This window comes from Caballeronia sp. LZ008, assembly GCF_031451435.1.
In the GTDB taxonomy this organism is placed as follows: domain Bacteria; phylum Pseudomonadota; class Gammaproteobacteria; order Burkholderiales; family Burkholderiaceae; genus Caballeronia; species Caballeronia zhejiangensis.
This window is the reverse complement of sequence record NZ_JARUXK010000001.1, coordinates 744,095-764,325: the sequence shown is the minus strand read 5'-3', so window position 1 is coordinate 764,325 and position 20,231 is coordinate 744,095. Positions and strand designations below refer to the sequence as shown.

The 20,231-nt window shown below is 64.5% G+C and carries 22 protein-coding genes and 1 tRNA gene; 14 read left to right on the top strand and 9 right to left on the bottom strand.

Going from position 1 to position 20,231, the window contains the following annotated elements; all coding sequences use genetic code 11:
- On the bottom strand, positions 1-857 hold an 857-nt coding region (locus QCE49_RS03610), incomplete at its 3' end, for a Bcr/CflA family efflux MFS transporter (protein WP_309805715.1).
- A 146-nt stretch (positions 858-1,003) separates the two neighbouring features.
- Here QCE49_RS03610 and QCE49_RS03605 point away from each other — a divergent pair.
- From QCE49_RS03605 to QCE49_RS03590, 4 genes are all read left to right on the top strand, one after another.
- Positions 1,004-1,456, top strand: a complete 453-nt coding sequence (locus QCE49_RS03605; protein WP_250456524.1) for a hypothetical protein — start codon at positions 1,004-1,006, stop codon at positions 1,454-1,456.
- 154 nt (positions 1,457-1,610) lie between these two features.
- On the top strand, positions 1,611-2,894 hold the full coding sequence (gene hemL, locus QCE49_RS03600) for a glutamate-1-semialdehyde 2,1-aminomutase (RefSeq protein ID WP_008350851.1): 1,284 nt from the start codon (positions 1,611-1,613) through the stop codon (positions 2,892-2,894).
- An 18-nt stretch (positions 2,895-2,912) separates the two neighbouring features.
- Complete coding sequence (gene ribD / locus QCE49_RS03595; RefSeq protein WP_034471322.1) at positions 2,913-4,025, top strand: bifunctional diaminohydroxyphosphoribosylaminopyrimidine deaminase/5-amino-6-(5-phosphoribosylamino)uracil reductase RibD; 1,113 nt, start codon at positions 2,913-2,915, stop codon at positions 4,023-4,025.
- 28 nt (positions 4,026-4,053) lie between these two features.
- Positions 4,054-4,668 carry a riboflavin synthase gene (locus QCE49_RS03590; RefSeq protein WP_175981801.1) on the top strand — a complete coding sequence of 205 codons (615 nt, stop codon included), beginning with the start codon at positions 4,054-4,056 and terminating at the stop codon, positions 4,666-4,668.
- Positions 4,669-4,687: 19 nt separating this feature from the next.
- Here the strand turns inward: QCE49_RS03590 and QCE49_RS03585 are convergent, their stop codons facing one another.
- Positions 4,688-5,092 carry a hypothetical protein gene (locus QCE49_RS03585; RefSeq protein ID WP_250456525.1) on the bottom strand — a complete coding sequence of 135 codons (405 nt, stop codon included), beginning with the start codon at positions 5,090-5,092 and terminating at the stop codon, positions 4,688-4,690.
- On the bottom strand, positions 5,085-5,420 hold the full coding sequence (locus QCE49_RS03580; protein WP_409017137.1) for a type II toxin-antitoxin system Phd/YefM family antitoxin: 336 nt from the start codon (positions 5,418-5,420) through the stop codon (positions 5,085-5,087). The genes QCE49_RS03585 and QCE49_RS03580 overlap by 8 nt, the downstream gene beginning before the upstream one ends.
- A 208-nt stretch (positions 5,421-5,628) precedes the next feature.
- Here QCE49_RS03580 and ribBA point away from each other — a divergent pair, with 208 nt between their 5' ends.
- From ribBA to QCE49_RS03560, 4 genes are read left to right on the top strand one after another with little or no spacing between them, the layout of a single operon-like run.
- Complete coding sequence (ribBA, locus tag QCE49_RS03575) at positions 5,629-6,792, top strand: bifunctional 3,4-dihydroxy-2-butanone-4-phosphate synthase/GTP cyclohydrolase II (RefSeq protein WP_033536677.1); 1,164 nt, start codon at positions 5,629-5,631, stop codon at positions 6,790-6,792.
- Positions 6,793-6,827: 35 nt separating this feature from the next.
- Entirely contained in the window at positions 6,828-7,337 is a 510-nt protein-coding gene (gene ribH, locus QCE49_RS03570) for a 6,7-dimethyl-8-ribityllumazine synthase (protein WP_008350863.1), read from the top strand.
- On the top strand, positions 7,334-7,771 hold the full coding sequence (nusB, locus tag QCE49_RS03565) for a transcription antitermination factor NusB (RefSeq protein WP_008350865.1): 438 nt from the start codon (positions 7,334-7,336) through the stop codon (positions 7,769-7,771). The genes ribH and nusB overlap by 4 nt, the downstream gene beginning before the upstream one ends.
- On the top strand, positions 7,772-8,965 hold the full coding sequence (locus QCE49_RS03560) for a pyridoxal phosphate-dependent aminotransferase (protein ID WP_008350867.1): 1,194 nt from the start codon (positions 7,772-7,774) through the stop codon (positions 8,963-8,965).
- Between the two features lie 68 nt (positions 8,966-9,033).
- Here the strand turns inward: QCE49_RS03560 and QCE49_RS03555 are convergent, their stop codons facing one another.
- On the bottom strand, positions 9,034-10,179 hold the full coding sequence (locus QCE49_RS03555) for a lytic transglycosylase domain-containing protein (RefSeq protein ID WP_033536678.1): 1,146 nt from the start codon (positions 10,177-10,179) through the stop codon (positions 9,034-9,036).
- A 587-nt stretch (positions 10,180-10,766) separates the two neighbouring features.
- Here QCE49_RS03555 and QCE49_RS03550 point away from each other — a divergent pair.
- The 3 genes from QCE49_RS03550 to QCE49_RS03540 are packed head-to-tail and all read left to right on the top strand — an operon-like array spanning position 10,767 to position 14,030.
- Positions 10,767-12,362 carry a UbiD family decarboxylase gene (locus QCE49_RS03550; RefSeq protein ID WP_250434195.1) on the top strand — a complete coding sequence of 532 codons (1,596 nt, stop codon included), beginning with the start codon at positions 10,767-10,769 and terminating at the stop codon, positions 12,360-12,362.
- Positions 12,359-13,357 (top strand): asparaginase, encoded by a 999-nt coding sequence (locus QCE49_RS03545; protein WP_175981791.1) that lies wholly within the window; start codon positions 12,359-12,361, stop codon positions 13,355-13,357. The genes QCE49_RS03550 and QCE49_RS03545 overlap by 4 nt, the downstream gene beginning before the upstream one ends.
- A 4-nt stretch (positions 13,358-13,361) precedes the next feature.
- Positions 13,362-14,030, top strand: coding sequence for a LysE family translocator (locus QCE49_RS03540; RefSeq protein WP_250456526.1), 669 nt, complete (start codon positions 13,362-13,364; stop codon positions 14,028-14,030).
- Positions 14,031-14,040: 10 nt separating this feature from the next.
- On the opposite strand, the gene QCE49_RS03535 is transcribed toward QCE49_RS03540, so the two are convergent.
- Both QCE49_RS03535 and QCE49_RS03530 read right to left on the bottom strand, forming a co-directional pair.
- Entirely contained in the window at positions 14,041-15,006 is a 966-nt protein-coding gene (locus QCE49_RS03535) for a threo-3-hydroxy-L-aspartate ammonia-lyase (protein WP_175981788.1), read from the bottom strand.
- Between the two features lie 129 nt (positions 15,007-15,135).
- Positions 15,136-15,438 carry a hypothetical protein gene (locus QCE49_RS03530; RefSeq protein WP_034471336.1) on the bottom strand — a complete coding sequence of 101 codons (303 nt, stop codon included), beginning with the start codon at positions 15,436-15,438 and terminating at the stop codon, positions 15,136-15,138.
- A 1,338-nt stretch (positions 15,439-16,776) separates the two neighbouring features.
- Between QCE49_RS03530 and QCE49_RS03525 the strand changes: the two genes are divergently transcribed.
- The 3 genes from QCE49_RS03525 (at position 16,777) to trmB (ending at position 18,282) form a co-directional block, all read left to right on the top strand.
- A complete protein-coding gene (locus QCE49_RS03525) occupies positions 16,777-17,337 on the top strand; it encodes a YggT family protein (RefSeq protein WP_008350879.1) in 561 nt (186 codons plus the stop codon).
- A gap of 54 nt (positions 17,338-17,391) precedes the next feature.
- Positions 17,392-17,466, top strand: a tRNA-Gly gene (locus QCE49_RS03520).
- Between the two features lie 75 nt (positions 17,467-17,541).
- Complete coding sequence (gene trmB, locus QCE49_RS03515; protein WP_250456527.1) at positions 17,542-18,282, top strand: tRNA (guanosine(46)-N7)-methyltransferase TrmB; 741 nt, start codon at positions 17,542-17,544, stop codon at positions 18,280-18,282.
- Positions 18,283-18,351: 69 nt separating this feature from the next.
- Here trmB and QCE49_RS03510 read toward each other — a convergent pair whose 3' ends face one another.
- The 3 genes from QCE49_RS03510 to QCE49_RS03500 all read right to left on the bottom strand — a co-directional run bounded on the left by QCE49_RS03510 (position 18,352) and on the right by QCE49_RS03500 (position 20,201).
- Positions 18,352-19,185 carry an undecaprenyl-diphosphate phosphatase gene (locus QCE49_RS03510; RefSeq protein ID WP_034471340.1) on the bottom strand — a complete coding sequence of 278 codons (834 nt, stop codon included), beginning with the start codon at positions 19,183-19,185 and terminating at the stop codon, positions 18,352-18,354.
- A gap of 62 nt (positions 19,186-19,247) precedes the next feature.
- A complete protein-coding gene (locus tag QCE49_RS03505) occupies positions 19,248-19,841 on the bottom strand; it encodes a DUF1439 domain-containing protein (protein WP_008350882.1) in 594 nt (197 codons plus the stop codon).
- Positions 19,842-19,913: 72 nt separating this feature from the next.
- Positions 19,914-20,201, bottom strand: a complete 288-nt coding sequence (locus QCE49_RS03500) for a YkgJ family cysteine cluster protein (RefSeq protein WP_250439322.1) — start codon at positions 20,199-20,201, stop codon at positions 19,914-19,916.
- Positions 20,202-20,231: the final 30 nt, after the last annotated feature.

The window sequence follows — 20,231 nt, the reverse complement described above, 5'->3', positions numbered from 1 at the left end:
TTGTTGTCGCGATCCTCGATGTAGCGCAGCTTGCGATTGCTCGCGCAGACGAGCGGCTCCGCGATGATGCCGACGATGTTCAGGCCGAACAGCAGCCCGTAATACTGCGGCCTGACGTGGAAGTAATCGATATAGACGAACGGCGTGGCGGTGATGTACGCGAACATCGACGCGAAAGCCATGCCGCCGCACATCATGTGGCCCCAGGTGACGGGATCGGTCAGCAGATGCCCGTAAGCGGCGAACGATTTGCCGACCGCCGCGCTCGCGCGCCTTTCCTTAGGCCATGTCTCCGGCACGCGCAGATACGCCGTCACCGCGCATGTCACGCCGAAGAGCGTCAGCGCGACGAACACGACGCGCCAGCTGCCCAGCAGCAGCAATTGCCCGCCGATCAGCGGCGCGAGCAACGGACCGATCGACGTGACGATGGACAGCATCGACAGGACGCGTGCCGCGTCGGTCGGCGCGTGGGCGTCGCGGGCGATCGCGCGCGCGAGCACCGACGCCGCGCCCGCGCCGAGCGCCTGCAGGAAGCGCACGAAGACGAGCGCGTCGATGGAAAACGCCGCCGCGCAGCCGATGCTCGCGAGCGCGTACAGCGCGATGCCGCCGAGCAGGACGGGGCGGCGGCCATAGGCGTCGGACATCGGACCGTAGAGCAGCATGCCGAACGAGAAGCCGAACATGAAGCTCGTCAGCGTGCTTTGCGCGGCGGCCGGGCTCGTGCCGAACGCGGCGGCGAGCGACGGCAGGCTCGGCAGATACATGTCGATCGACAGCGGGCCGCACGCGGCGAGCGCGCCGAGCAGAAGGATCAAACGGCCATCGGGCCGGCGCCGAGTGGTGTCGGACATGGAGTTCGGGAGACGGGGAAGCGTTGAGGCCGCGCGGCATCCTTACCGCGCAAGGAGCAAACATTGTACGCGAGCCCTTGCCGCGATCCGGCCCCGGTCGCGACGCTGCGTTAAGCTCATCGCTCTCTTCTCGTCCGACCGAACCCATGACCGCCTTTCTGCTGATCTGGAGCCCAAAGAAATGGCCGTGGCCCGACTTGCCCGAGTTCGCGCGGCGCGTCGCCGCAGGCGATGCCGTCGCCGACGTATGGGGCTGCGGCACCGCGCGCGGACTCTTGCCGGGCGACCGGGTCTTCGTGCATCGCGTGTCGGAGGAACCCAGGGGCGTGTTCGCGTCGGGCTGGGTGACGCGCGCGCCGTACGAAGTGCCGGATGCCGGAGCCAAGCGCGGCTATCGGCTGTGCATCGACTTCGTTTATGACTGGCTCGTCGATGCGCGCGAGCAGGTCGTCGTCACGCGCGACGAATTGCGCGCGCATCCGTTCTCCGTGCAGACGTGGGACGCGCAGATGTCCGGCACGCTCATCAAGCCGATCGCCGAGGGCGCGCTGGAAAAACTGTGGACCGCACGCACCGGACGGCGCTCGATGCGACCCTAGCCGGACACGGTTGCATTGCAACGACTCCGGTACAATTTCAGCATCGTTTTTCGCGCCGGACGGCGCGTTTCGCGCGCCGCGCAGACGTTGCAGCGGCAGCCGGGCGCGTGTCCTCGCGACTCCCGCATCCACTTTTCAGTGCAGGCTTCCATCCATGTCCAAGAATCAAGCTCTCTTCGAACGCGCGCAGCGAACCATTCCCGGCGGCGTGAACTCGCCGGTGCGGGCGTTCCGCTCGGTCGGCGGCACGCCGCGCTTCATCGAGCGCGCAGAAGGCGCGTATTTCTGGGATGCGGATGGCAAGCGCTATATCGACTACATCGGCTCGTGGGGCCCGATGATTCTCGGCCATGTCCATCCGGAAGTGCTCGGCGCCGTACAACGCGTGCTCGCGAACGGCTTCTCGTTCGGCGCGCCGACCGAAGCCGAAATCGAAATCGCCGAGGAAATCTGCAAGCTCGTGCCGTCGATCGAACAGGTGCGGATGGTGTCATCCGGCACCGAAGCGACGATGAGCGCATTGCGCCTCGCGCGCGGCTTCACGAACCGCAGCCGCATCGTCAAGTTCGAAGGTTGCTATCACGGGCACGCGGACAGCCTGCTCGTCAAAGCCGGCTCCGGTCTGCTCACGTTCGGGAATCCCACTTCCGCCGGCGTGCCCGCCGACATCGCGAAGCACACGACCGTGCTCGAGTACAACAACGTCGAGCAATTGAACGAGGCGTTCAAGGCATTCGGGCCGGAAATCGCGTCGGTGATCGTCGAGCCGGTCGCGGGCAACATGAATCTCGTGCGCGCGACGCCCGAGTTTCTCAACGCGCTGCGCGAACGCTGCAACGAATACGGCTCCGTGCTGATCTTCGACGAAGTCATGTGCGGCTTTCGCGTGGCGCTCGGCGGCGCGCAGCAGGTCTACGGCATCAAGCCCGATCTCACCTGTCTCGGCAAGGTCATCGGCGGCGGCATGCCGGCGGCCGCGTTCGGTGGACGCCGCGACATCATGGCTCATCTCGCGCCGCTCGGCGGCGTCTATCAGGCGGGCACGCTGTCGGGCAATCCGATCGCGGTGGCCGCGGGCCTGAAGACGCTGCAACTGATTCAGCGTCCCGGTTTCTACGACGATCTCGCCAAGCAGACGCGCAAGCTCGTCGACGGCCTCACCGGCGCCGCCCGCGACGCGAAGGTGCCCTTCTCCGCCGATTCGATCGGCGGCATGTTCGGCCTGTATTTCATGGACAGCGTGCCGGGCAGCTTCGCGCAGATCCAGCAAGGCGACACGAGGCGCTTCAATGCGTTCTTTCACGCGATGCTCGATGCCGGTGTGTACTTCGCGCCGTCCGCGTTCGAAGCGGGCTTCGTGTCGAGCGCGCACGACGACGCGATCATCGACGCGACGATCGACGCGGCGCGCGGCGCGTTCGCGTCGCTCGCCGCCTGACGTTTCCGGGCCGCGCCGATGTTCTCGCAAACCGACTTCACGCACATGGAGCGCGCGCTCGCGCTCGCCTCGAAGGGCATGTACACGACGACGCCGAATCCGCGCGTCGGCTGCGTGCTCGTCAAGAACGGCGAAGTGATCGGCATGGGCTACACGCAGCCGGCCGGCCAGGATCACGCCGAAGTGCAGGCGCTGAAGGACGCCCGTTCGCGCGGCAAGGATCCGCGCGGCGCGACCGCGTATGTGTCGCTGGAACCGTGCAGTCACTTCGGCCGCACGCCGCCGTGCGCGCATGCGCTCATCGATGCGCGCGTCGAGAAAGTAATCGCCGCGATGGAAGATCCGAACCCGTCGGTGTCCGGCCGCGGCTTGACGATGCTGCGCGACGCCGGCATCGACGTGCGTTGCGGACTGCTCGCGAACGAGGCGCACGAGATGAACATCGGCTTCGTGTCGCGTATGACGCGCCGCCGTCCGTGGGTGCGAATGAAGGTTGCGGCCACGCTGGACGGCCGTACCGGTTTGCCGACGGGCGAGAGTCAGTGGATCACGGGCGAAGACGCGCGCGCCGACGGCCACGCGTGGCGCGCCCGCGCCTGCGCGATTCTCACGGGAATCGGCACGGTGCGCGAGGACGATCCGCAACTGACCGTGCGCGCGGTCGACACGCCGCGCCAGCCGCAACGCGTGCTGATCGACAGCCGGCTGGATGTGCCGATGCACGCGCGCATCCTCGACGGCGCGCCGCCCTGGATTTTCCATTCCGCCGACGCCGATCCGGCGCGCATCGACGCGTTGCGCGAGAAAGGCGCGGATCTGATCGAGCTGTCGAACGAGTACGGCAAGGTCGATCTGCCCGCGATGCTCACGGCGCTCGCCGATCGCGGCATCAACGAATTGCATGTCGAAGCGGGCCACAAGCTGAACGGCTCGCTGCTGCGCGAAGGCTGCGTCGACGAACTGCTGATCTATCTCGCGCCGAGCCTGCTCGGCAGCGCGCCCGGCATGTTCGACTTCGCGCCGCCCGACACGCTGGATGCGCGGCCGCATCTGAAATTTCATCGCATCGACCGGCTCGGCGACGATCTGCGCATACTTGCGCGTTTTGCCGAAGCCAACGTGGCGAGCTGACCCAGCACCGAATCGAGGAATCCGACCGATGTTCACAGGAATTGTCGCGGCCGTGGGCCGAATCGAAAAAGTCACGCCGCTCGGTGCCGAGCCGGAAGCGGGCGTGCGTCTGACGGTCGCCGCGGGCGATCTCGATCTCGCCGACGTCGAGCTCGGCGACAGCATCGCGATTCAGGGCGCGTGCATGACGGTTGTCGAGAAATCGGCCGGCACGTTCGACGTCGAAGTGTCGCGCGAGAGTCTCAACAAGACCGTCGGACTCGGCGATGCGGGCGCCGGCGTGAATCTGGAAAAGGCGTTGCGCGCGCACGACCGGCTTGGCGGGCACCTCGTATCCGGTCACGTCGATGGGCTGGGCGTCGTGTCGAAGTTCGAGCCGGTGGGCGAATCGCACGAATTGCGCATCGTGGCGCCGAAGGATATCGGCAAGTACCTGGCTTACAAGGGCTCGGTGACGGTGAACGGGGTGAGCCTCACGGTGAATTCCGTCAGCGACAGCGCCGACGGCTGCGAGTTTTCCATCAATCTGATTCCGCATACCGTCGAAGTGACGACGCTCAAGGCCCTTGCCAAAGGCGCGAAGGTCAATCTGGAGATCGATCTGATCGCGCGGTATGTGGAGCGGATGATGAGTGCGGGGTGAATGCTCGCGTTGTCCTGACCTAGCGCTCCGGACCCCACAGATCCCTGAATTCGGAGGAAGTCTCTTTCATGCGCCGGAGCGACAAGAAAGTGATCGTGTCACCGGACAACAGATAGAGCAGCACGTAGTCATCGAACAGATGTTCGTGTAGCTCGCCTTGATGAGGCGCGCCCGACTTCGTGACGTCCACGATCTCCTCGATCGTCAGCAAAGCATCGACCGTATCCGGCTTCGAATTGAGAAGGCGTCGTCCAAGAGCCGGAAAGCGCCGAAGCACCGGTACGACCTTCTTTTCGATCGCCTCGACTAGCCGAAGGAAGCTTTCAGGCCGGTCAACGCGGTTCCAGTAGCGCTCGATATCCGTGAGTCGGGCATTGAATTCGCTCGAGATTCGGATGGTCGTGCGCTTGCGTCCATCATTCACGGTCCGACTCTCCGTCATCGGTTTGCGGCGCTCCCAGACGCGCTTTCAGACGGATGAAGTACTCGTCGGCATCTTCCGTTTCGTTCTTGTCGAGGCTCTTCAGAGCGGTCAACGCGTCGTTCAGCAGCACCAGATGAATGCGGGACCTCTCCATGCGGTAGAACGCTTCGAGCTTTTCCGCGCTGATCAACGCGGCATAGCTTTCTCCGTTCTTCGTGATGATCTTTTCATTGCCGCCGCGAACCTCGTCGACGAGTTCAGAGAGATTTGCACGCGCCTGAGAGAGCGGAATGATGTCCCTTGCCCTATAAGCCATGTTCGGCCCCATTAAGTTTAATGTACACAACATTGTACAAAACCCATCCGCTTTAAAGTTACAGCGAGGACGGTTTCCCAAACGCTTGCCCGTCGCGCCATTCGTCCGAATGGCTTAGGAAACCTCCACCTCTCGAAGAGAGTCGATTTCCCCGACGCTCCACCAGCCGTGGCGTAAAATACGCGCTTTCCCCAAATCAGAGCCCGCTCGGGACGTCATCATGTCGCTCGCCTCCACTCCTGAGATCATCGCTGAACTGAAAGCCGGCCGGATGGTGATCCTCGTCGACGAAGAAGACCGCGAGAATGAAGGCGATCTCGTCGTCGCCGCAGAATTCGTCACGCCCGAAGCGATCAACTTCATGGCGAAGCACGGCCGCGGCCTCATTTGCCTCACGCTCACGCAGGAACGCTGCAAGCAGTTGAACCTGCCGCTCATGACGCATCGCAACGGCACGCAGTACGGCACGGCGTTCACGGTGAGCATCGAAGCCGCCGAGGGCGTGACGACCGGCATCTCGGCCGCCGACCGCGCGAAAACCATCGCCGCGGCCGTCGCGCACGATGCGCGCGCCGAGCACATCGTTCAGCCGGGCCACGTCTTCCCGATCATGGCGCAGCCGGGCGGCGTGCTCGTGCGTGCGGGCCATACGGAAGCCGGCTGCGACCTGACCGCGCTCGCGGGTCTCACGCCCGCCGCGGTGATCTGCGAGATCATCAAGGACGACGGCGAAATGGCGCGTCTGCCCGACCTCATCGAGTTCGGCCAGCAGCACGGCATCATGATCGGCACCATCGCCGATCTGATCCACTACCGCAGCCGCACCGAATCGATCATCGAGAAAGTCTGCGAGCGGACGATGCAGACCGCGCACGGTCCGTTCCGCGCGCTGCTGTATCGCGACGAGCCCACCGGTTCGCCGCACATCGCGCTCGTGCGCGGCACGCCGCGTCCGGATCGCGACACGCCGGTGCGCGTGCACGAACCGCTCTCCGTGCTGGATCTGCTCGAAATCGACTCGTCGACGCACTCTTGGACCATCGACGCCGCGATGAAGGAAATCGCCGCGCGCGATCTCGGCGCGATCGTCATGCTCAATTGCGGCGACACGAAGGAACATCTCGTCGACGTGTTCCGCGCGTTCGACCAGAAGGACAAGGCGGCGGAACTCAAGCGCCGCCCGATCGACTTCAAGACCTACGGCATCGGCGCGCAAATTCTGCGCGATATCGGCGTCGGCAAGATGGAAGTGCTCGCGAATCCGCGCAAGCTCGGCAGCATGTCGGGCTACGGCCTGGAAGTGACAGGCTTCGTGCCGATGCCCGGCTGCCCCGCCACCGCCGCGCCCGCCGATACGAGCATCACGCAGTTGCGCTCGGCCTGAACGCCAAACCCAATCTGAACCAACGGAAATCATTCATGGAAATCGGACAATACCAGCCGAACCTCGACGGTGACGGCCTGCGCATCGGCATCGTGCAGTCGCGCTTCAACGAACCGGTGTGCAACGGCCTCGCCGACGCCTGCATCGAGGAGCTGGAACGCCTCGGCGTGATCGGCCAGGACGTGCTGCTCGTCACGGTGCCCGGCGCGCTCGAAATTCCGCTCGCGCTGCAAAAGCTCGCGGAATCCGGCCAGTTCGACGCGCTGATCGCGCTCGGCGCCGTCGTGCGCGGCGAGACGTATCACTTCGAGCTCGTGTCGAACGAAAGCGGCTCGGGCATCTCGCGCATCGCGCTCGACTTCGGCATTCCGGTTGCGAACGCCGTGCTGACGACCGAGAACGACGAGCAAGCCGTCGCCCGCATGACCGAAAAGGGTCGCGACGCCGCGCGCGTGGCGGTCGAAATGGCGAATCTGTCCGTCGCGCTCGAGCAGCTCGGCGGCGACGATGAAGACGAAGACGAAGAAGACGAGGACCGCGCATGAAGAGCGCACGACGCCGTTCGCGCGAACTCGCGACGCAAGGGCTTTACCAGTGGTTGCTGTCGGGCGCGCCCGCCGGCGAAATCGACGCGCAGTTGCGCAATTCTCAAGGTTTCGACAAGGCCGACAAGGATCATCTCGATGCGATCCTGCACGGCGTGATCAAGGAATCCGACGCGCTGTCGGCCGAGTTGCAGCCGTGCCTCGATCGTCCGATCGAGCAGCTGTCGCCGGTCGAGCGCGCGGTGCTGCTGGTTGCCGCGTTCGAGTTCAAGCATCACATCGACGTGCCGTATCGCGTCGTCATCAACGAAGCAGTCGAGTTGACGAAAACTTTCGGCGGCTCCGACGGCTACAAGTACGTCAATGGCGTGCTGGACAAGCTCGCCGTCGTGATGCGGCCCACCGAAGCGCAGGCGCGCGGCCGCGGAGCATAAATGAACCAGACAGCCGAACCGCTCGTGCGGCTGGCGTCGCGCGTCGACGCAATCGAGCCGTTCTACGTGATGGAGCTGATGAAAGAGGCGCAGGCGCTCGAGCGCGCGGGCCGCGACATCATCCACATGAGCATCGGCGAGCCGGATTTCACCGCGCCGGAGCCGGTCACGAACGCCGCCGCCGATGCCCTGAAGCGCGGCGTGACGCAGTACACCAACGCGCTCGGCATCCACGCGCTGCGCGAGGCGATTTCGCAGCATTATCGCGATACCTTCGGCCTGGCCGTCGACCCCGAGCGGATCGTCGTGACGGCGGGCGCGTCGGCGGCGCTGCTGCTGGCGTGCATGGCGCTCGTCGATAACGGCGACGAAGTCCTGATGCCCGACCCCTGCTATCCGTGCAACCGGCATTTCGTGTCGGCGGCGGATGGCAAGCCGGTGCTCATCGCGAGCGGCCCGGCCGAGCGCTTCCAGTTGACGGCCGAGCATGTCGAGGAGAACTGGAGCGAGAAGACGCGCGGCGTGCTGCTCGCGTCGCCGTCGAATCCGACGGGCACGTCGATCGAGCCGGACGAACTGCGGCGCATCGTCGACACGGTGCGCGCGCGCGGCGGCTTCACGATCGTCGACGAGATTTACCAGGGCCTGAGTTACGACGCGAAACCCGTGTCCGCGCTCTCCTTCGGCGACGACGTCGTCACCGTGAACAGCTTCTCGAAGTACTTCAACATGACCGGCTGGCGGCTCGGCTGGCTCGTCGTGCCGCACGCGATGGTCAGCGCGGTCGAAAAGCTGTCGCAGAATCTGTTCATCTGCGCGTCGGCGCTCGCGCAGCATGCGGCGCTCGCGTGCTTCGAGCCGGAGACGATCGGGATCTACGAAGCACGGCGACTGGAGTTCAAGCGGCGTCGCGATTACATCGTGCCGGCGCTGCGCTCGCTCGGTTTCGGCGTGCCGGTCGTGCCGGACGGCGCGTTCTACGTCTACGCCGACACGACGACGGTTCACCACCCCGCCGCCGGCGACAGCGATGCGCTCACGCATTCGATGCTCCACGACGCGGGCGTCGTGCTCGTGCCGGGCGCGGATTTCGGTTTCCACGCGCCGCAGCGCTACATCCGGCTGTCGTATGCGACGTCGCAGGCGAAGCTGGAAGAAGCGGTCCAGCGACTCGGCACGCTGTTCCGTCGATAATCGCGACGGCACACGCAACAAAAAGGGCACCCGCGGGTGCCCTTTCCTTTTTACGTCTGCCGAAAGCCTTACGCGCCCAGCTCCGCCGATGCGACGTGCTTCGTCTCCCCGTCGCCATCGTCCTGCGATTTCTTCGGCGATTCGATCGTCGCGTGAACGCGTTTGTCCGCGGACGTCGAGGCGAGAACCTGCTTCGGCGCGGCCTGGACCGGCGCCTGCGGCGCGTTGATCGGCACATTGCGGCCGCGCGCGACATCGCGCAGACGCGAGCGCTCGGCCAGCACCTTCGCGCCGTAACCGCCGTCGTCCTGCGTCGTCGAGCCGACGTAGTAGCGCAAGCCGCCCGCCACCGAGCCGCCGCGCGCGATGCAATCCTTCAGCACGAGCGCGCCGACCTTGATGTTCGCGAGCGGATCGAGCGCCGCGTGCGAGCCGCCGAAGTACTCGAATTTGTCGGAATGCACCTTCGACATGACCTGCATGAGGCCCTGCGCGCCGACGCCGCTTTCCGCATACGGATTGAAGCCCGATTCGATCGCCATCACCGAAAGCAGCAGCAGCGGATCGAGGCCGACTTCGCGACCCGTATCGAACGCGGCGCGCACGAGTTCCGTGACCGGCTCTTGCGCCACGCGATAGCGACGCGCGATGAAATTCGCGACGAGCTTCTGCTCACGCGCCGAGACGAGCACGCGGTCATCGCGCGCATCCGCGACGACGCGTTGCGCAGGAATCAGGTTCGCCAGCATGCCGACGGACGGCATCGTGCGCGGATCGAGCCCGTTGGGCGACACGGCCAGGCTGATGCCGCCGGTGAGCTGACGGGTGCTGGCGTCGTCGCTGGCCGCCGCGCCGAGCGACGGGGTCACGGCGGCCGGCGCCTTGGCAATTTCGGGCGCCGCCGTGTTAGCGGCCACGTTCACGGGCAGCGCGGCGTCGCCGGGCGCGCGATGCACCGCCGAGAACGGCGGCAGCGGCTGGCCGGCGAGCAAACGCGCCGGACCGGCCTGGACCGCGGCCGACACGAACGGCATGATCTTTGCGGCGAACGTCGTGCGCCAGGAAGGCGCCAGCCAGAGCGCGAGCGCACTGACAACGGCCGCGCAACCGACCACGGCGAAGAGATGGTGACTCAAACGGCGTCCGCGACGTAGCGCTACGCGCACAACCTGCGCGGCGCGGGAGTCGGAACCCCACCAAACCGAAGCATTCATCGATACTCCCAATGTTGCATGATTTGCGCAGATGAATACGAATGAAGCACGTACTCGAAAGACAAATCAGACACCGCTCACTCTCGGTAAGCGTCAGCGGCATCGGGGATACGGCAAGCGCCGTCTGAAAAGCCGATCCGGCAAAAATCCGCCGGGTTGCGCGGCACGAACTGCATGCCCTGAACGCGCACGTGGCTTTCCACGCGAAAAACCGGCGTGTGAAACGCCGGCAATGACAACCAACAGCCATGAATCGCCGGGCAGGAGCGGCGCAGGCGACGCATTGGCGTCTGACAGACCTGAGGCTAAGGTAAAAAGTTTCAAAACCTGCAATGGATGCCAAGCGATTCTAACAGGGTTTAATGATCCGTCAATGCTATAGACTTTGGTTTCAATTACTTACAGTTATATTGAACAGTGTTCAGCAGCCGAAAACCACGTCTCCCGGGCGATTCCAAGCGGTTTTCGCTGAATGTCGCCCAACGCACGGACGCCGACGCAGGTAAAATCGACAATCGCTTAGCGCGCAGCCGTCCCGCCCGGGGAGTCCTGCCTCCGGGCGCCTTCGAGTCCACTTCCGACCATCGATGAAATACAAAGATCTGCGCGACTTCACCGCCCGCCTTGAAGCGCTCGGTGAACTCCGCCGCATTCGGCAGCCCGTCTCTCCCGTTCTCGAAATCACCGAAGTCTCCGATCGCGTGTTGCGCGCGGGCGGACCGGCGCTGCTGTTCGAAGCGCCCACCGGTTACACGATGCCCGTGCTCGCGAACCTGTTCGGCACGACGCGGCGCGTCGCGCTCGGCATGGGCATCGAGACGGACGCGCAAAGCGGTTCCGATGTGAGTCTCGGCAGCGACGTCGCCGCGCTGAGTTCGTTGCGCGATGTCGGCAGGCTGCTTTCCGCGCTCAAGGAGCCCGAGCCGCCGAAGGGCCTGAAGGATGCCGGCAAGCTGCTCTCGCTCGCGAAGGCCGTGTGGGACATGGCACCGAAGTCGGTCAGCGCGCCGCCCTGTCAGGAAATCGTGTGGGAAGGCAACGACGTCGATCTCAATCGGCTGCCGATCCAGACATGCTGGCCCGGCGACGCCGGTCCGCTGCTCACCTGGGGCCTCACCGTCACGCGCGGGCCGAACAAGCCGCGTCAGAATCTCGGCATCTATCGGCAACAGCTGATCGGGCGCAACAAGCTCATCATGCGCTGGCTCGCGCATCGCGGCGGCGCGCTCGATTTCCGTGAGTTTGCGCTCGCGAATCCCGGCAAGCCGTATCCCGTGGCGGTCGTGCTCGGCGCCGATCCCGCGACGATTCTCGGCGCAGTGACGCCCGTGCCCGATTCGTTGTCCGAATATCAGTTCGCCGGTCTCCTGCGCGGATCGCGCACCGAACTCGCGAAATGCCTGACGCCGGGCGTCGATGCATTGCAGGTGCCGGCACGCGCGGAAATCGTGCTCGAAGGTTTCATCTATCCGCAGGACGGCGCGCCGCCGCCCGCGCCCGCAGGCGCGCCGCCGCGTCCGTCGGCGGGGGCGTCGGCGAAATACGAGCACGCGCTCGAAGGCCCGTACGGCGATCACACCGGCTATTACAACGAGCAGGAATGGTTTCCAGTCTTCACCGTCGAGAAGATCACGATGCGCCGCGACGCGCTGTTCCATTCCACCTACACAGGCAAACCGCCGGACGAGCCTGCCGTGCTCGGCGTCGCGCTGAACGAAGTCTTCGTGCCGCTGTTGCAGAAGCAGTTCACCGAGATCACCGATTTCTATCTGCCGCCGGAGGGCTGCAGCTATCGCATGGCGATCGTGCAGATGAAGAAGAGCTATCCCGGCCACGCGAAGCGCGTGATGTTCGGCGTCTGGAGCTTCCTGCGGCAATTCATGTATACGAAGTTCATCGTCGTCGTGGATGAAGACGTGAACGTGCGCGACTGGAAGGAAGTGATCTGGGCGATCACGACGCGGGTCGATCCGACGCGCGACACCGTGATGGTCGACAGCACGCCGATCGATTATCTCGATTTCGCGTCGCCGGTTGCGGGTCTCGGCTCGAAGATGGGACTCGACGCGACCAACAAGTGGCCCGGCGAAACGAATCGCGAATGGGGCCGCCCGATCGTCATGGACGAAGCCGTGAAGCGCCGCGTCGATACGCTCTGGACCGAACTGGGACTCGACAAATGACGATCGCGGCCACGCTCTATCGAGGCGATGTCATCGAGAACACGCACGCGGCGCATGTCGCGGTCGTCGATGCCGATGGCCGCCTCATCCATTCTTTCGGCGATCCGCGCCGCGTGACGCTGCCGCGCTCGGCCGCGAAGCCCGCGCAGGCGCTCGCCGTCATCGAAACGGGCGCGCTGGAACGCTTCGGCTTCACCGACGAGGACCTCGCGCTGATGTGCGGATCGCACAGCAGCGAGCCGCGTCATATCGAGCGCGCGCTCGCGATGCTCGCGAAGTCGAACGCGAGCGAAAGCGATCTGCGCTGCGGCGGCCATCCGCCGATTTCAGACGCCGTGTACAAGGACTGGATCCGGCGCGATTTCACGCCGACCGCCGTCTGCAGCAATTGCTCCGGCAAGCACGCCGGCATGCTCGCGGGCGCGCGCGCGATGAACGCGCCACTCGCCGATTACCACTTGCCCGGTCATCCGCTGCAGGCGCATGTGAAGCGCACGGTGGCGCGCGCCGTCGATCTCGCCGATGACGAAGTGCAATGGGCCATCGACGGCTGCAATCTGCCGACGCCCGCCTTCCCGCTCGAACGTCTCGCGCGGCTCTATATGAACATCGCCGCCGCGTCGGACGGCTCGCCGCTCGCACGCATCCATCGCGCGATGACGTCGCATCCGGAACTCGTCGCGGGCGAAGGCCGCTTCTGCACGCTACTGATGCAGGCGTTCGGCGGCGCGCTCGTCGCCAAGACCGGCGCGGACGCGAGTTACGCGATCGGCGTGCGCCGCGAGACAGGTCCGATCGGCATCGCGGTGAAAGTCGAGGACGGCAATACGGCCGTGGTGAACGCGGTCGTCGTCCATCTGCTCGATGCGCTCGGCATCGGCACGCAAGCACAGCGCGATGCGCTCGCCGCCTTCCGTAATCCGCCCACACGCAACACGATGAACGTGCCGACCGGCCGTCTCGATGTCAGCTTCACGCTTCACAACCATCAATAACAACATGCATTCGTGGTCGTTGCTGTCGGACGGGTTCTTTCTGTCGCTGTCGTTGTGTCTGGATATCGGGATCGCCAACGTCGCGATCATTTCGCTCGCGCTGTCGCACGGATTCAAGCCGGGGATGGTGCTCGGCCTCGGCACGTGCTTCGGCGATCTGTTCTACGCGGCGCTCGCGCTCGCGGGCATGTCCGCGCTCTTGCAGTTCTCCGCCGTGCGCTGGGTCGTGTGGATCGGCGGCGCCGTCGTGCTGCTCTTTCTCACCTGGAAGATGGCGCGTGAAGCGCTCAATCCGGCGTCGGCGCCGCCCGTCGAAGGCGAAGCGGATCTCACCGTGCCGCGCCCGAAGCATTGGCAAAGCTTCGGGCGCGGATGCCTGCTCGCGGTGTCGTCGCCGAGCGCGATATTGTGGTTTGCGGCGGTCGGCGGCGCGCTCATCGCCAAGGCCGGCGCGACGAGTCCCGTCAGCGCGTCGGTGTTTCTGATCGGCTTCTTCTGCGGCGGGCTCGGCTGGACGATCTTCATCTGCACGCTCGCGAGCCACGGCCGAAAGCGCGCCGGCACGCAGCTCCTGCGCGCGTGCCACGTGATGTCCGCCGTGCTGTTCGCGTACTTCGCGTACAGCGTGATCGTGAACGGCTACCGCGATCTGATCGTCAACGCAGCGTCGTGACGATCCGCCATCACGCGAGATACTGCGACAGCTTCGGCAAATCGACGTTGCCGCCCGACACGATCACGCCGACGCGCTTGCCTTCGACCGGCACGACCTTCTGCAGCACGGCGGCCGCCGCGAGGCAGCCGGTCGGCTCGACCACCATCTTCATGCGCTGCGCGAAGAAGCGCAGCGTGTCGATCAATTGCGCATCGCTCACGGTGACGATCCGGTCCACGTGACGCTGGATGATCGGAAAGTTGTATTCGCCGACGTGCGTCGAAGCGGCGCCATCGGCGATCGTGCGCGGCACGTCGATATGCACGATTTCGCCGCGAGCGAGCGATTGCTGCGCGTCGTTGCCCGCCTCCGGCTCGACGCCGATCACCTTGCAGTCCGGCGACAACGCCGCCGCCGCGAGCGCGCATCCGCCGATGAGCCCGCCGCCGCCCAGACACACGAACAGATAGTCGAGCGGACCGGTTTCCTCGATCAGTTCCTTCGCCGCCGTGCCCTGCCCCGCGATCACATGCGGATGGTCGTAGGGCGGAATCAGCGTCATGCCGCGTTCCTCGGCGAGCTTGCGGCCGATTTCCTCGCGATTTTGCGTGTAGCGGTCGTAGGTGATCACTTCGCCGCCGTAGCCGCGCGTCGCCTCCATCTTCGCGGCGGGCGCGTCTTCCGGCATGACGATCGTCGCGCGGATGCCGGCGAGCTTCGCGGACAGCGCGATCGCCTGCGCATGATTCCCCGACGAGTACGTGATGACGCCCGCTGCGCGCTGGCGGTCGTCGAAATGAGAGAGCGCGTTGTAGGCGCCGCGGAACTTGAACGCGCCCATGCGCTGGAAGTTCTCGCACTTGAAGAAGAGCGACGCGCCCGCGATGGCGTCGGCGGTGCGGGAAGTCAGGACGGGCGTGCGATGGGCGAATCCTTCGATGCGCCGGGCGGCGTCGGCGACGTCATCGAAAGTCGGGGCGGGAAGAGTGGACATCGGCGTGAGAGCGTGAGGTGAGGAGGATCATCATTGTCCCAGTTCCGTCGCAAAAATCCAGAAATCGGCCCGTAAACGCAGAAGGCGATGCATGCATGCATCGCCTTCGGAATAAGCCGTTCGGGCCGATCAGCGGCGCCAGTAGCCCGGTCCGTGACGGTAGTAACCGTGATGCCGGTAATACGGACGGCCGTAGTAGCCATAGCCGCCGTAGCCGCCATAAACCACCGCGGGCGGCGGCGCATACATGACAGGCGGCGGCGCCACATAAACGGGCTGCGGCGGCGCGACATAGACAGGAGCCGGCGGCGCCGCATAGACCGGATAGGCCGGCACCCCGATGCCCACGCCCACCGACACATGCGCCTGCGCTGCACCGACGAATCCCACGCCGAGCGCACCAGCGACCAACAAACCACCGAGCTTTTTCACTTTCGTTCTCCTCGCCGCTACGCATGATGGCCGGTCCAGGCGGCTCACGAGCGACGGTATGAGTCGAATTTATCGAAAAAGCAGATCGGTCGGCGGAGTCATTTGTTGCAAATTGCAAGATGCTTAACGCTGCCAGGAGACCGAAAGCCGGGCGATGGCCGCAAACAGGCTCCGATCGACCGTTCGGCGGACCTGCGCGCGGTGGCTCGACTCGATATACGCCATAAGTTAAAAAACGGCGTAACGTCTATTTACAAAAGAACGGAAAAGCCCCGACGGACAATGCGTCCGCCGGGGCTTCTCATGTATTGCGCGAGATTCTTAAAAGCTCGAAGCGTCGTTCAACCCACTTTGACGTAAGCGAATTCACGCGTGACGTTCGGCGGCACATAAGCCGCGCCGATAACGACGCGAGGCGTCAGTCGCTTTTTCTGATCCCACCAGCGGCGCCGTTGGGCTTGGCTCAAAAATCGCAGATGCTTTCTATAAGAGAAAATGCTCACGGCAACCTCCGAACGTAGCGAATGAAACCTTGATGGGAGAGTGGGCCGCATCCCGCCGCGCCTGCGCTCCCGCTGAAATCGTCTTCTCTTTAGTATCGAGCGCCCTGTTCGTTCCTCAATGTACGCAAAGAAACCAAGCCTTCACGTCGATATGCGATTGATGTGTGTCAAACCACATTCAGCGAAAAGCATGCTTTTTGGCCGGAAAATTCGTCCTGTCCGATTTCTCGCCCACTCATTCGAAGGGAAACAATCCCGCCCAATGAAGCGCTCGGCCCTTTCGCTTTCCGTCTTTATATCCTGCCAGTTTTGCGTCAAATACGCTTTTCGCGATCGTCTCAAAATGGCAACACTAGGGTTTTCCGACACTGGCGTTTCATGCGGATGAGTCTCCTGCGATTAACTTTCGCGTACCTTTCACGCAATCGCCCGACCAATCGCGCGCGGCGCGTGCGACAACGTCCCCAAGCGGCTGCAAAGCCATGTTAAGGTGACGTCCGGCGCCCCATCAGGCAAGCCTGTTGGGCGGGGAGTTCGAATCGCCGAGAACAGAAAAACGCGAAGCTTCGTCTAACGGCGTGCGTGCGACGGGCGCGCAAACGCGCATGATGCGCCGCGCGCCGCGCGCCGCGATGACTTCGACGAGATACTCAGTCCAGAGAACGAACAATGATCAAGGTCAGCATTCAAGATTCGCGCCGCGCGGACGGCCGCCATCCAGACATCACTCGCGGGCGGCTCTGCGCCCGCTAGCGCCTTTCGTCTCCCTTCACCTTTCGCTTAACCCGACCCGGCGCACGTCGCAACACTGCGCACGCATCCTAGAGGACCCGAGATGTTCGGCGATATCGCCCGTTTTCTGCTCAACACCCTTTTCACCCTGTTCGGCGCGGCGCTCCTGCTGCGCGCATGGATCCAGGTCGTGCGGATGCCGCCCTACAACCCCGTGTCGAACGCCGTGATGCAGGCGACCAACTGGCTCGTGCTGCCGCTGCGCAAGATTCTTCCCGGCGGGAAGATCGACTGGGCGAGCATCGTCGCGGCGTTCATCGCCTCGGCTGTCTACGTGACGCTGATGGTCGTGCTCGCGGGCGTCGATCCGACGCTCATGGCGCCGACCCTTCTGCTCGTTGCGTTGCTGACCGTCGTCAAATGGGCGCTGAACCTGATTATCTGGGTGACGATCCTGATGGCGCTCCTGTCGTGGCTCAATCCGCAGTCGCCGGCGATGCCGCTGCTGTATCAGATCACCGCGCCGTTTCTCGATCCGCTGCGGCGCATCCTGCCGCGACTCGGTGGCATCGATCTTTCGCCGATTCTGCTCTTCGTGATCGTCCAGGTGCTGCTGATGGTCGTGACGCGCGTCGCCGTCTCGATGACGCTCTTCGGCATCTGAAACCCGCGCGCAATTGCGCCTCGGGACGCGTTGCGCTTACAATAGCCGGCTCATGCGGGCGTCGTATAATGGCTATTACCGTAGCTTCCCAAGCTACAGACGTGGGTTCGATTCCCATCGCCCGCTCCAGAATCCCAGCGAAAGCCGCCCCAAGTCACGTTTGGGCGGCTTTTTAGTTTCGCGCATCCGTTCCAGCATCGCCTCATGAGCCACGATCCCCAAGACGAAGCCGACGACAACGGCACGCACCCGTCCGACGTCAACGAAAACGCCACGCTGCGGCATCGGCGCATCCGCAGCTTCGTCACGCGCGCGGGGCGCGTATCGCCGGGCCAGCAGCGCGCGATCGACGATCTCGGCCCGCGCTACGTCGTGCCCTACACGCCGCAGCTCGCCGACTGGGACGCGCACTTCGGCCGCCACGCGCCGCGCGTGCTCGAGATCGGTTTCGGCATGGGCGCGACGACGGCGGAAATCGCGGCCGCGCGTCCGGGCGATGACTTCATCGGCGTCGAAGTGCACGAGCCGGGCGTCGGCGCGCTGCTGAAGCTGATCGGCGAGCAAGGGCTCGGCAATATCCGCATCCTTCAGCACGACGCCGTGGAAGTGCTCGAACACATGATCGCGCCCGACAGTCTCGACGGCGTGCACATCTACTTTCCGGATCCGTGGCACAAGGCGCGCCATCACAAGCGCCGCCTGATTCAGCCGAAGTTCGTCGCGCTGCTCGTGTCGCGCATGAAGCCGGGCGGCTATATCCATCTGGCGACCGACTGGCAGAACTATGCCGGGCAGATGCTCGAAGTGCTGTCGGCGGAACCGGCGCTCGAAAACACCGCCGACGGCTACGCGCCGCGCCCCGATTTCCGCCCGGTCACGAAGTTCGAGCGGCGCGGCCTGCGGCTCGGCCACGGCGTCTGGGATCTGATGTTCCGCCGCCGCTGAACGGCATCGCCCAGAAAGGAAAACGCCACGGCAAGCCGTGGCGTTTTCCTTTGCGTGGCGAGAGCGGGATCAGTCGGCCCAGCTCAATCCGCCGCTGTATCCGACGATCAGGATCAGCAAGCCGAAGCCGATGCGATACCACGCGAACGCCGTGAAATCGTGCGACGCGACGTAGCGCAGCAGCCAGCGCACGCAGACGAACGCGCTGACGAAAGCCGCGACGAGCCCGATGACGAACAGCCCGATATCGTTCACGGTCAGCGTGCGCCAGTACTTGGCCATTTCGTAGAGCGTCGCGCCGAAGATGATCGGAATGGCGAGGAAGAACGAGAACTCCGTCGCCACGCGCCGTTCGAGCCCGAACAACATGCCGCCGATGATCGTCGCACCCGAACGCGAGGTGCCCGGAATCAGCGCGAAACATTGCGCGAGGCCGACCTTGAAGGCATCCCCATAGGAAAGATCGTCGACGGAATGCACGCGCGTGATGACGCCCCGCTCGCGCTGGCGCGACTCCGCCCAGAGAATGACGATGCCGCCGACGATCAGCGCGACCGACACCGGCACCGGCGAGAACAGCACCGCCTTGATGTGCTTTTCGAGCAGGAGACCGAGCACGATGGCCGGAATCGTCGCGATGATGACGTTGAGCGTGAAGCGCCGCGCATCGGAGCGTGCGGGCAGGCCGGCGACGACGGAGCCGATCTTCGCGCGGTATTCCCAGCAAATCGCGAGAATCGCGCCGAACTGGATGACGACGTCGAAGGTTTTCGATTGCGCGTCGGTGAAATTCAGCAAGCTGCCCGCCACGATCAGATGCCCCGTGCTCGAGACCGGCAGAAATTCGGTCAAGCCCTCCACGACGCCCAGGATGAGCGCCTTCACCATCAATATCCAGTCCATCCGTCAGCCCTTGTTCGCGGTGTAGCCGTAGGTTTTGATGCACATTGCGCAGCGATTTCGATTCACTTCTCGACAATCTGCACACGTATGCCGTTTGTAAGGACTGTGATTGTACCGGGTTCGTAAGACACCCCGGCGAACTGGAGCTCCTCGGGCTTGAAGGTGTGGATCGGATAGCGGTCGAGCAATTGCGCCGCGAGTTGCGCGCCGACCGACGCGATCTGCTGGTTATATTGCGCGGCATCGCCCGTGAACTGCGCATCGTCGACGGACGGCGACACGAGAATGACCGAACGGCTCGGCGCATCGTAGCCGAGCTGCGTCGAGAGCGTGAACGCGCCGATCACGGGATTCGGCATGAACGGCGTCGAAAGTCGCGCATCGACGCGCACGGTCACGCGATTGCGATCCGGCGCCATCCCGACGACGGGATTGCTCAGGACGACGTCGAAAATCTGCGAAGCCGTGCGTTGCAGCGGGAACTTGCGCGCGACGGCGGCTTGCACCTGCTGCGTCGAGAATGTGTAGTGATCCGGAATGAAGGGGAATATCGAGTTCGAGGCCGCGTGGGCCTTCGATGCGAGTGCGAGCGCGGGCAGCGCCATCAGCCCTGCCCGCACGAACCGGCGCCGCAGCGGCGCGACGGGTTCCGTCATGCTTGATCCTCCAGTGTTCTTCTTCGAATTTGCGCCGTCTTCGGCGCGGTCCGCGAATTGGACTGTCGATCGTCACGACAGTTGCGTCGGCTGCGTCGCTGTTTCGAGCCGCTCGATCCACGTCAGCGCATATTCGCGCGTCTCGCCGCACATCTCGTGCGAAGGCTGCAATCCGCCGCAGCACGCCGGCCTGCGCGGATCGCCGAAAATCCTGCAGCGCAGATCGTCGCCCAATTGAACGCAGCGTTCGCCCGCGCGCTTGCCATCCGGCATCCCCGGAATCGGACTCGAGATGGACGGCGCGATGCAACAGGCGCCGCAGCCCTGGCGGCAGGCATGGGGCGAAGAATCGATCGACATGGCGTGACTCAACAGCGCAAAAAGAACCGG